Source organism: Deinococcus grandis (genome assembly GCF_001485435.1).
Lineage (GTDB): Bacteria > Deinococcota > Deinococci > Deinococcales > Deinococcaceae > Deinococcus > Deinococcus grandis.
This window is the reverse complement of record NZ_BCMS01000001.1, coordinates 809,435-821,410: the sequence shown is the minus strand read 5'-3', so window position 1 is coordinate 821,410 and position 11,976 is coordinate 809,435. Positions and strand designations below refer to the sequence as shown.

Genomic DNA, 11,976 nt, shown 5'->3' with positions numbered 1-11,976 from the left:
ACCCGGCCCTGTGCTGCGGGGTCTACTGCTGCCAGCCGAACGTGGCGGCCTTCGCGGCGATGGCCTGCGCCAGGCGCCACTGCCCCGCATCGTTCGGGTGCACCGGGTCGTACATCCATGCGGGATTCGGCGTGCCATCCGCGCGTGCACTGCCATCCGCGTTGACGCACAGCACGGCCCTCGGGTCCAGGAACCGCACCCCGTACGCCGCTGCCATCGATGCGTTGTGGGCCTTGATGCCCTCGCACTGCGAGGTGCCGAGGGCTTCGGTGGTGGCGTTCAGGACGCCGATCACCAGGAACTCGCGCGGCCACTGGAGGCGGCCCACCATCGTCCCAATGCGCGCGGCCACCACGTCCCGCCCGGCACTCGTCGTCAGGTCGTCGTTGCGCCCGGACCAGATGATGTTGCACATGCGGCGGTAGGCGTCGGCATCCGGCACGAACGGCACCGAGCCCGCCGCCGCCGTCGCGGTGGCCGCCGGGTCGGGGAAGAAGTAGTAGGCGCCCCCGTCCAGTGGCGGGTCGCGTTTGAGCACCCCAGGGCGCCCGGCCAGCGTCCCCCGCAGGGAGCGCACCACGTCCGAACGCAGCAGATCTACGCTCCCATCGGCCAGGGTCAGGGCCGCGAAGTCCCCGGCCGCCGAGAGCGACCCGCCGGCCACCGTAAAGGTCACGGCCTCCCCACCGGCGCGCGCCTGGATCATCCGGGTGGTCTGCCCCGCGATCCCCATATTGATGGCTGGGCGGCGGTGTGGCAGCAGGGCACTCAACAGGTAGGGGTAACTCATGGTGCTGGTGATCCCCTGCGTGATGCTGTCCCCCCAGGCCACCACCTCGTCCTGCGGCGAGCGGGCCGCCACGGCCGCCGCATCGTCCCGTTCGCGCAGCACGTAGTGCGCCCCGGCATCGTTGCTGACCCGGGCGCGGTACGTGATCCCCGCCGCGTTGCCGTTCACGAAGATGTTCCCGGTGGTGTCCGGGCTGGTCATGATCGCCTGCACGTCCGGGAGGCGCACGCCGCTGCTGGCCGAGCCGTTGATCTCGATCAGGCGGACGAAGCGGTCGTCCGTTTCCAGGCGGTAGCGGTGGATCGTCAGGTCCTGCACGCCCGAGAGGAACAGCGCCCGCCCGTTGGGATCGTTCGTGCGGTTCGGGTTCCGCACGTTCAGGCTCTCCACGAGCACGTTGTTGACGTTGGTGAATGCCGCCGCCGCGACCGGCGCGCTGTCCAGCCGCCAGTCCCCGCCGCGGATCAGGCTGATGTTGCCCAGGCTGATCGACTGCGCCTGCATGGTGCCCAGGGTCAGGTCGGTCATGCTGTCGAGCACCAGGGGCGCGTCGGTCGTGACCCGCCGCAGATCCACCGGGCCCGCGCCGGTCACCTGGAGGGTGCCGGTGCTGCGCAGCGTGCGGATCACGTCCACGGACAGGTTCGTGACGTCCCCGTAGATCGGGGCGGGCTGGTCGAGGCTCTGGTGCGTCCCGACCCGCAGGTCCGCCTGCGCCGTGATCCGGTCCGGGTACGCATTGCCCTGACTGTAGATGCTCTGCACGGTCGTGAACTGCCCTTCGAGGCGGACGCCGGCGCCGAGGTTGTTGATGGCGCGGATGCTGCCCCACTCGGTGTACCGCTGCTGATGCGGCGCGTTCGGGTACCCCTCGCGGATGCCGGCCGTGCCGCTGCTCTCCGGGTCGCGCGCCTGGTTGCACGCGAACGCGGCGGCCTCCGCCACTCGGGTGTACAGCGTCAGTTCCCCCTCCAGCGCCTCGGCCGCCACGAGCACGCCTTCTTTCCACGCATAGCGGGCGTCGGCGCGCAGCACGTGCGCGTTGGTGGTGCCGCTCACGACGATCCCGCGCGCGAGACTCCACTCGCTCGTGGCGTCCAGCACGTTGCCCACCATCTCCGGCTCGCCCGTCTTGCGGACCATCGCGGCGCTGTCGTCCCCCGTGTGATCGGCGTGCACCGTGAAATGGTTGAAGCTGCTGCCCCCGTGGATGTGCACGCCGTCCGCGAGGCTGCGGCGCACCGTGAGGTACGCCCGGCCGTAACTGCAGCCGCTCACGACGGTGCCCATGCCACGCACGCCGTCCACGGTCGCGTGCAGCTCGTAGTCCTGGCAGCCGAACACGCTGATCCCGTGGTCGTTGTGCGTGCGCCAGTAGCGGGCGGCGGGCAGATCGGATCGCAGCTGGAACGGGTCGCCCCACCCGGCGGGCGCGATCCCGGCGGGCGCGTGCCCCTCGGTGATGTCGCGGCTGGGGTCGGGGAGGCCCAGCTGGCGGATCAGGCCGATGTTGGCGTACCAGCTGCGCGCCTGGTACAGCGTGAGCATCGGCATGCCCACGCCGGACGAGCCGGTGTCCTTGACGCTGAACACCAGACTGACGCCCCCGGCCTCCAGGCGGAAGGGCTTGCTGCCCAGGACGGGCAGGCGGCGGCTGGTGCGGTACACGCCCGCGTCGATGTCGATCAGGCCCCCGTAACGGTTCACGGCGCCGAACAGCGCGTCGAGCGCGTCGGCGTTGTCCGTCCCCGCCCCGGCCAGGGTGAGGTCACCATCCGGCACCAGGCCGTACCAGACGCCCCGCACGCGACCCTCACGTTCGCGCACGGCCACGCGGTCACCGGGCAGGGCAAACACCACGCCACCGTCCGCCGGAGGGGCGTCGGCAGCGGGTTTCACGACGAAGCGACCGCCACGGCTGCCCGCCACCATGAGCACGTCCCCCGGCAAGGCCGGCAGCGTCGCGAGGTCATCCACGCTGCCCAGTCGCAGGGCCTGCACATCGGCGGCGGCAGCGGCCTCCAGTTCCGGGCGGCGCAGCACGCCACCACCGGCCACGCGCTCCCAGACCTGCCCGACCTCCGTGCCGGTCATGATTCGGTACACCCCAGCTCCGGCCGGGATGGTGGTGTGGTCGCCCCCCTCGTGCGCGATGAGTCCGGCGGTCGCGGTTGCGGCGAGCCGCGCGGCTCGCAGATCCGGCAGGAGACCAGCGGCCAGCAGGGCGTTGGCTTTCGCGCCAGCTGCCAGCAAGGCGTCCGCCTTCGCGCCGGCGGCCAGCAGGGCATCTGCCTTCGCGTTGGCGGCGGCCTGTGCGTCTGGGATGAGACCGGCGATGGCCGCGCGGGCGTTCTCGGCAGCCTGTGCGCGCTGCTGCGCGTACGTCGTGGCTGCCCGGAACGCCTGGAAGTTCGCGTCGGTGTTGGTGAGTACGGATTCAGCCATAGGTGGCCTCCAGGGTGTCGAATGCGAAGGCGGTGCCGTCATCGGTGACGAGCAGGAACTGCCCCCGCTGTGTGCTCACGCCTTTCAGGGGCGTCAGGATGGCCGTGCCCCCGCCGATCTCCTCAATGCGGAGCTTGCGCAGCGGATAGATGGCCAGGAGGCTACTGCGCGTCACGCGTTCCACCGTGTTCAGGGACACGTTGAACGTCGTCTCGCGCAGGCGCGTGCCGGACGTGATCAGGGTGTTGCCGGGCCGCGTGGCGTCCAGCAGCATCAGGAACTGCCCGCGCCACCACACGCTCCGCGCGTACGGCATGGCGTCCTCGATGGCGGCCGTGTGGATCAGTGCCTCCTCGTCATCCTGGTACGTCCAGCTGCCGGTGAGGGTCATGATCGGGCGGATGCGGGGCACGCCGTCCCCACGCGGGAACCAGCGGTCCGTGAGGGGCGGGTGGTCCCAGGTGTACGGGTCGGGCGTGCCCAGCGCCTCGCGGAACCCCACGGTGGGCGGCAGGGCCACCAGGAAGTTCTCGCTGACGTCCCGCAGTTCGAAGTTCACGTCGCGCCAACTGGCGGGGCTCAGGTCGGGGCCGGTCGCCCAGGTGGGGTCTACGGCGGGTGTGGGCATGGCACCTCCTACGCGGTGACGGCCGTGATCACGGCCGCGTCGTCCCGTTTCTTGATGAGGGCGGCCTGCGCGAGCTTGCCGGGATCGTCGGCCTGCTCGGTCAGGTACGCGGTGTACAGGTTGTCGGTGAGGCGGTACTCCACGGCGTCCAGCCCTCGCTCGTACGCCGGGCCGAAGTCCGGGTCGTCGAGGCGCACGCGGCCCGGCAGGTCGTCCGGCGGCACGAACACCTGCGTTTCGAGTTCAGCGGGTTCCCGCGCGGGCGGTGCGTAGTGGTACTGGGCGGCGCTGTCGAGGTCACGCGGGTCGATCAGGTCCGCGCGGAACTCCGTGAGGACCAGCGTGGTCTGGGTGGCGTCGCCCAGGCTGGCGCGGTTGGTGAACAGGACGCGGGTGGCGGGCGCGTCGAGCGTGATGCTGCCCGCGGCCCATCCGGCGCCGTGCTCAGCGAGGGGCGCGACCACGTACCCGGTCTCGTCCGGCACGGCGACCAGCGTGGCCACGTCGCTGCCCAGGCTGCCGGGGGTGCCGCTGTAAGCCCGGCCGGTGTACGTGATCCGCTGGAAGGGGTAGGGCGTTTCGAACAGCAGGCCCAGGCGGGTCACGTCCTGGGTCATGCCGAGGCCGCCGTCCTCCGTGCCGGCCTTCCCGTCCCGCAGCACGCCGAAGGCGGCCAGGGGCGGCTGTGGGTTCAGGGGCACGTACCGCCCGGCGCCGTCGTAGGTCACCCATGTCCACGTGCCGGGTGCCGCCTGCCAGTACGTGAGGTCCGGGCCGGGCGTGAGGCGTTTGATGCGCGTGCGGTACACGCGGGCGCTGTCGCTGCGGCTCAGGTACGTCAGAGGGCGCCCGTTCTGGCGTTTACCCAGGTACCAGAGCACGGCGGTGTACGGCGTCTCGGCCACGGGGCTGCGCCACTGCGGGCGGGCACTGATCTCGCCCGTGATGTTCCGCACGGTCTGCGCGGCGGGCCGCGCGAACGCGTACCGGTCGGGGCGCACGCCCACCCACACGTCCACGTTCTCGCGCGTCCCGACGGCCTGCACCGCTTCGATCAGTCCGGCGAGGGTCTGCTGCGCGCCGTCCTTCACCTCCGGGAAGTCGAAGCCCAGGTCAGCGAACCGCGCCTCGTCGAACAGCACGAGGCTGGGCGTGCCCCACTGCCCGCTGCTGATCACGTCCTGGAACGCGGCCCGCAGGGTCAGGTGGGCCGCCTGGGCGGGCTGCGCGAACCCGTCACTGAGGACCACCTCGTCGAACGTCCGGCTCATGCCGCGCAGGGTGTAGCTCTCGCCGTCCACGTCGCGGGCATTCCCGCCGATCCGCACTTCCCCGAACCACACGGCCGTCCAGACGCCGTTCACGCGCACCTGCACCTGCGTGGGCGTCAGGGGCGGCAGGGCGAGGTCACGGCCCACCGCCGTCCACGTGGCCTCCCGGCAGTCCCCCCGGGCGAGCTGGAGGCGCAGGCCGTTCCCGCCGTCCGCGCTGATGAACGATTCCCGCGCGGGGATCACGCGGGGCTCGCCGCCCATGACGGGGTACGCGAGCAGCTGGTACGTCAGGTCATCCATGATTCACCTCCTAGAGAGCGCCGCCGGACAGGGGTTGCAGCCCGCCGGGGCGTGAGCGGCCGAGGTCTGCGACCGTCTGCCGGAACTCCGCGTTGATCTGCCGCCACTCGGCCACCCCGGCCCGCCACTCGGGCACGGCCTGCCCGAACGCCGTGAAGCCCAGCAGCGCCTCGGGCGGGAACAGCACGCGGGGCGGGGCGCCGTACTGCACGTCCGGGGCGTTCCCGAACACCGGGCGACTGCCACTGGTCCCACCACCCGACTGGGCCGGGTCGATACCCCAGCGCTGCTGCAGGTCCATGAACTTCGGCGCGACGTCCGTGTAGAACCGCTCGGCCCGCTGATCCACCTGACTGATCGCCGCGTCAATGCCCGCGAGGGCCGCCGCGTCGTCCGCCGTGTCCGGCGTCTTCAGCGCGTCACTCCAAGCCTTGATGGCCGGGGCGAGGATGCTCTTCAGGATCTCGTCTTTCAGGAAGGCGTCTACCATGCCGGCCAGCAGGCCGTCGAACGTGTTCTCGCGCAGGGTGCTCTTGAACAGGCTGAAGTCGTTCTGTTTGATGGCCTCCACCATCCCGGTCTTGATCCCGCCGATCAGCGCGTCCTGTAGGCTCTTGGCGAACATCACGCCGATCTTGTCGATCTCGTTGACCACCTCGGGCCCACCACCGAACACGTCGGCCAGGAAGCCGCGCGAGCGGGTGTACGCCTTCTGGTAGTCGCCAGGGTTGAGCAGGGGGTTGTCCTGCGCGAACTCCTGTTTGAGGCGGGCGACCTCCGCCTGCGCCTTCTTGAACCCGCTGATGGCGTCGGCGATGGAGCTGACCACGTTCGTGATGAGACTGACCCACGCGCCAATGTCGGCGGGGTTGGCCAGCAGTTTGACCACGTCGGTGATCATGCTGCCCAGCTTCTTCGCGGCGTTCTGCGCGCCGTCGAGGTTCGCCGCGAGGTCCTTCCAGGGCGTGGAGAGCTTCTCGCCGGTCACCCCGTCGTACGCCTGTTCGATTTCGCCCAGCGCGCCTGCAACCTGCCCGAGGGAGCCCGCGACCTGACCGCCCCAGTCGAGGTACTCCTGCGCGTCCATGAGCTTCCCGATGGCCCCGGCCGCCTCACGTGCGCCCCGGGCGATCTGGCGGAACTGTCCCGCTAGTTCGGCATCCCCGGCCGCCTGAGCCGCTGCGGCGTACCGCTCGGCCTCCTTCGCCAGCCCGCGCAGCTGCGTGGCGGCGTCCACGGTGTCGAGTTCCCCCGCCGCCCTGGCCTGCTCGATACCGACACCCCGCGTGAGCAGCCCGTCGTAGTTGCCCTTCATCCGCCCGATGGGGCCAAGGTCCACGTTGTCGCTCGCGCTCTTGAGCTGCTCGATCAGGGCCAGCAGGTTCTGCAGGTCCGCGATGGTCAGCTCGCCGCTCGCGCGCGCCTCGTCGAGGCTCTGGGTGAGCCCGTCGAAGGTGGTGGGGTCGTTCAGGCCCGCCGCGCCCAGGTCGAAGATCTTCTGGGCCCAACTGGTGAACTCGTTGGTGGGAGTGGGGTTCGCCAGGGCGCCGCGCGTGCCGCGTTCCCAGCCGTCCACGACTGCCTCCTCGGTCAGGTCGCTCAGGATGCCCAGGTAGGTCTGCGCGTCCTTCACGCCGTCCTCCAGGCCCTGGCGGGTGCCGTCGCTGAGCTTCTTGCCCGCCTCGCTGGCGAGCAGGTCGGTCACCTCTGCGATCACGCCCTGGAGCGCGGCCGGGTCGGTGGTCTCGGCGATCAGCGTGCCCAGATCCCGGGCGCGGGTGATGGTGGCGAGGTCCGCACCGTCCTGCACCTGGGGCGCGAACCCATTGCCCCCGGGGATCAGGCCGGCCGCGTACGGGTCGGCGTACTTCGGCAGTTGCCCGCGCAGGTCCGCGAGGAACACCTTCAGTTTCGCGGCGAGCTTGGCGCCCGTGGCGGGGTCGGCGATCTTGTCCACCACCTGCGCGATCTGATCGTCGATCATCCCGCCCAGGCCCGCCACGAACGTCCCGAACTCGGTGTCGAGATCCAGGGCGCTGCCCAGGTCGTTCAGCCGGTCCACGACCTGCCCGATGGCGGCGGCCACGTCCTCCCCGTTTTCCAGGCGGGTGTAGAGGTCGTCGAGCGTGCCGTACAGCGTGTCGATGGCCCCCTCGGTGTCCCCGACCTGCGCCAGGGCGTCGGCAGCGCCCAGGCCCTCGGTGGTGACGCGGGCGATCTGCTCGGCCTCCAGTTGCCAGATGACCGTGCGGTCCGCGATGGCCTGCCGCACGGCGTTCAGCGTGTCGGCGCTGACCCGCCCCTGCGTGGCGAGGTCCTCCAGGGCGCGCACGTACGCGTCCGTGGCGGCTTCCCCGTCCGGCAGGAGATCCAGGGCCCGCTCCAGGGTCACGGTGTACCCCTGCCCGGCGCGGGTGGCCCGGTCGTAACTGTCGCCCACGTTGTCGTACGCGCCGCTGGCGACCTGCGCGTCGATGGCGAGCTGGTACACGGCCTCGGCGCTGGCCTGCGCGCCGGTCACGAAGCGGCTGCCCGCCACGCCCGCCGCGCGCGCAGAGGTGGCCAGTTCATCCACCCGCTTGCGGTACGCGGCCAGGGCCTCCTCGTCCACCTGCCCCGCGCGGATCTTCTCGCGCAGGCCGGTGGCCAGTTCGCCGTACGCGTCCCGCACCTGCCTCACGGCCTGAGCTTCCCCGGCGAGCGCGGCGCGGTTCGCGGTCTGCTGCGCGAGTCGCGCCGCCTGCACCTCGTCCGTGTACGCCTGCCGGGCCTGTTCGATGGCCGTGCCCATGTTCGGGCCGCCTGCGTTCTGAGCCTCCCGGATGGTCTTGTCCCGCACGGCGCGCGCGACCTGCTCACGGGCATTGGCCTCGTCAGCCGCCTGCCGTTTGATCAGCGCGACCCGCTGGGCCTGCGTCCCCTTGAATGCGTCCAGCTCGGCACTGTTCAGGGTTCGGACCCGGGCGAGGGTGGCCTGCTGCTCACTGACCTCCAGGTCGCGGGCCTGCGCGGCGTACCGGGCGCGCAGCTGCGCCTGTTCCTTCGCGCGGGCCTTGGCCTTGTCGGCGGCCTGCTGGGCAGCCCGGTCATCCCCTTCCCGCTGTTGGCGGGCCTTCCCGGCAGCGTCCCCGGCGAGGTCGAGCAGCGCGCGGTACTTCGCGGTCTCCCCGTTCTTCGCCTTCTCGCTGCTGGCGGCGGCCTGGGCGGCCTTGCTGATGGCGTCGAGGCTCCGCACGTACCCCTGCGCGTCGTCCGAGAGCTTGAACGTGGACCCCGCGAGGTCGAGCTGCCCCTTGAGCTTGTCGAACGTCTGCCCGTACTGGCTGACCTCCTTCCGTGTGGCCTTCGCCTCGCTGCGCACGATCTCCAGCGCCGCCGCCGCGCGCGGGCCGCTGTCCGTGAACGCCTTCAGCACCGCCTCGGCCTTGACCTTGCCGGTCACGTCCCCGGCCTTCGTGGCGGCCTCGATGCGGTCGAGGATGCGCCGCGCCTCGGCGATCAGGGCCTGATCGGTCTTCTTGACGAACGTGGTGGCCGTCCGGGTGGTGTTCGTGTCGGCCGGGCGGACACTCCCGTCGAGCCCCGCGTACCCGATGGTCCGGGCGTCCACGGGCGTGGTGCTGCCCGCGCGGTAGCCCATGAGGTGGAGGTGTGGCGCGCTGCCGGCGGTCGTGCCGGTGTTGCCCACGGTGCCGATCTGCTGCCCCCTGAGGATCAGGGCCTTCCCGCCGCCTTTACGCAGGGCTTCCTGCACGCCCGCGTCGAACTGGTCGAGGTGGATACCCACCAGTTTGTTCCCGAGGGCGTCCACGAGTTCGAACACCTTGCCGTTCCGCGCGTCCTGCCGGGTGCTGATCTGGCCCGCGAACGGCGCGAGGATCGGCGTCCCGCGCGGCGCGCCGAAGTCGATGCCGTTGTGGGTCGCGTCGGCCCGCACGGCGCCGTCGTGATGGTAGTCCTTCCCGCTCACGCCGAACTCGTTCAGGATGCGCTTCCCGGCCATACCCAGCGCCTGCACGATGCCGTCCGTGGCCTGCTGCACCGCGCGCTGCTGCCCCGGCAGGAGCGGCCCCTCGCCCACCTGCGGCTGAATCCGCTTCAGGGTCAGGTCCGCCTGGTTGGTCGGAGCGGCCTCCCCTGCCCCGCGCCCCAGGCCGGTGCGGGCCACGATGAAGGCAGCGGCGCGCAGAGCCGGGTTGTTGGCCGGGTTGAAGCCCTTCTCGATCTGCTGTCCCGCGCCCAGCAGGAACTTCAGGATGGCGGTGGTGCCGTCATCCTTCGCCGTGATCTGGAGCGTGGCGTGCAGTTCCGCCGGGGTGGCGGCGTTGTTCATGGCCTCTTTCAGGTCGCCCAGCTTGATCAGCAGGGGGTTCACGCCCTTCTCCAGGAACGTGGTGAAGCTGCTCAGGAGGGTGCCGTTGAACAGGATCTGCGTGCGGTCCCACGCGGCGTTGAACTCCCCCACGCTGTCCTGCGCGGTGCCCTTGAGTTTCGCAGTGGCACGGTCGAGTTCGCCGGTGCTGTTCGTGACTTTGCTGAGGATGCCCCCCGTGTCGCTCAGCCCGCCGTTCAGGAGGCCAATCACGGCCTGGAGGCCGCCCACGTCCCCGATCAGGGTGGCGAGCGCCTGGCTGTTGTCGCCCACGCCCCGACCCAGCTGGTCGAGGAACTTCACGAGGCCCATGCTCTTGAGGCTCGTGGCGCTGAACTCGATGCCCAGGCTCTTGGCGAGGTCCCGCGCTTCCTTGCTGGGTTTTTGCACGTTCGTCAGGGCTGAGCGGATGTACTCCAGGGCGGTGCTGGCGGGGATGCCGCGCGTGGTGAGCAGCGCCATGGCGCCGAGCAGTTCCTCCAGCGGGACGCCGAGGCTCTTGGCCTGACCGGCGACCGCGCCGAGACTCCCGGAGATTTCACCCAGGCGGACCTTACCGGCGCTGATGCTGGCCCACAGCATGTCCGTGACGCGCGCGGCGCTGGTCGCGTCGAGTTCGTACGCGTTGAGGATGCTGGTCAGCGCGTCGGCGGCGACCTTGGTTTCCTCGCGAGTGACGCGGGCCAGCTGCGCGGACCGCTCCAGGAATTGCAGCGCGACGGGTTCACTGTCCGTGCCGCGCACGCTCGCGCCGAGGATTTCCTCGTACCCGGCCTTCAGGTCCGCGAAGGACCGGCGGGTGTCCACGCCGAGTTTGAGCATCTTGCGGCCCAGGTCGTCGAGGTCGCCCGGCATCTTGTTCGTGAGGGTGCTGATCTCCGCGAGCCCCTGCTGGTACGCGGCAGCCTTCTGGGTGCCGTTCACGAGAGCGACACTCACGGCGCCAGCCGCGAGGGCCGTGCCGCCCAGCGCAGCGGTGGCCAGGGCGGCCTGCGTGGCGACGCCCCTGAGGCCCGCCTGCGCGCTGGGGAGGACAGCCGGGAGAGCCGCGCCGCCCAACGCGCCTCCGCTGACGGGCGTGGCCACGACGGGGATGTTCGGCGTGGCGTTCACCTCGGCGGCGTTGGCGAGGGCCTTGGCGGCGGCGCCGACCTCGGCGCGTTTGCTGAGCAGCCCGTCCCGCAGGCCGTCCCCGGCGAACTGCCCAATGCGGCGCATGACGCGGCTGGGACTGTGAATGTCCAGCGCGTCCTCCGCACCGTCCTGCACTTCGTGCGCGAGGTTCACGGCGGCCTGCCGGACGCGGCCCTGCTGCCCGGCGAGTCCACTCTGAAGGCCCGCCCCGGCCTGCTGCGCCACGTCACGCGCGCCCTCGCGGGCGGCCTGCTCGGCGGCCTGCATGCCGCTGGTGATCACCTGTTCGAGCAGCTGCCCGAACGGCCCGAGGTTCCCGACCGCCTGGAGGATGCCCTGGGTGATGCCCGCGCTGAACCCGCCGGGCGTGTTGATGCCCTGGACGTTGTTCACCGTGTTCTGCGCGCTGGCCATGACCTGCGTGAGGCGGCGGTAGGCGTCACTCTGCTTGTCCACGGCCTGCGCCTGGAGGAGTGCCTGCTGGTAGATGCGGCGCTGCGCCTCGATGGTCTCGTCGTCGCTCAGCTGCCGCGCCCGCCACAGGTTCCGGTAGCTGCGCTGCTCGTTCTCCAGGGCCGTGATGGTCGCCTGGGACCGCACGCGCTCATCCCGCGCGGCCTGGGCGGCCATACGGGTCTGCAGGGAGTACGCAGCCGACTGCTCGCGGATCTTTGCGGCAGCGGCGGCACTCTCGGCGGCCGTGACGCGCGCGGCCTGCACCTGGGCCTGCCCGGCGGCGCGGTACTGCTGTTCCAGGCTGCGGGCGGCGGCGGCCTGCTCACGGCTGACCTTGGTGGTCTGTCCGCTTACGCGGTCCAGTTCGGCCCGCAGGTCGCGCAGGGCGGGGATGGCGTTCCCGCCGACGAGCACGGGGATCTCGATCTTCTTCCCGAGTCGAGCCTCGGCGGCGTCGAGCGCGCGCTTGAGCTGAGCCTCGTCGAGGTTGAAGGCGACGTCGGCGGTCAGGCTGCCGAGGCTGATGCCGGGGGTGTCGGGAGCGTCACTCTGGGTCATGGTTCACCTCCCGCGCAGG

Annotated in this window: 4 protein-coding genes; all 4 read right to left on the bottom strand. The window is 71.1% G+C overall.

Features of this window, described 5'->3' with window-relative positions:
- Positions 1-22: 22 nt before the first annotated feature.
- The 4 genes from DEIGR_RS04145 to DEIGR_RS04130 are packed head-to-tail and all read right to left on the bottom strand — an operon-like array spanning position 23 to position 11,957.
- Positions 23-3,235 (bottom strand): SGNH/GDSL hydrolase family protein, encoded by a 3,213-nt coding sequence (locus DEIGR_RS04145; RefSeq protein ID WP_058975527.1) that lies wholly within the window; start codon positions 3,233-3,235, stop codon positions 23-25.
- On the bottom strand, positions 3,228-3,863 hold the full coding sequence (locus DEIGR_RS04140; protein WP_058975525.1) for a hypothetical protein: 636 nt from the start codon (positions 3,861-3,863) through the stop codon (positions 3,228-3,230). The genes DEIGR_RS04145 and DEIGR_RS04140 overlap by 8 nt, the downstream gene beginning before the upstream one ends.
- A gap of 8 nt (positions 3,864-3,871) precedes the next feature.
- Entirely contained in the window at positions 3,872-5,437 is a 1,566-nt protein-coding gene (locus DEIGR_RS04135) for a hypothetical protein (RefSeq protein ID WP_058975524.1), read from the bottom strand.
- Positions 5,438-5,447: 10 nt separating this feature from the next.
- Positions 5,448-11,957: a phage tail tape measure protein gene (locus DEIGR_RS04130; RefSeq protein ID WP_058975522.1), complete on the bottom strand. Its 6,510-nt coding sequence runs from the start codon at positions 11,955-11,957 to the stop codon at positions 5,448-5,450.
- Positions 11,958-11,976 lie beyond the last annotated feature (19 nt).

What these genes read in the sequence shown, in the direction of transcription:
- DEIGR_RS04135 (WP_058975524.1), bottom strand. Translation starts at nt 5,437, where the DNA reads ATGGATGACCTGACGTACCAGCTGCTCGCGTACCCCGTCATGGGCGGC.
- DEIGR_RS04145 (WP_058975527.1), bottom strand. Translation starts at nt 3,235, where the DNA reads ATGGCTGAATCCGTACTCACCAACACCGACGCGAACTTCCAGGCGTTC.
- DEIGR_RS04130 (WP_058975522.1), bottom strand. Translation starts at nt 11,957, where the DNA reads ATGACCCAGAGTGACGCTCCCGACACCCCCGGCATCAGCCTCGGCAGC.
- DEIGR_RS04140 (WP_058975525.1), bottom strand. Translation starts at nt 3,863, where the DNA reads ATGCCCACACCCGCCGTAGACCCCACCTGGGCGACCGGCCCCGACCTG.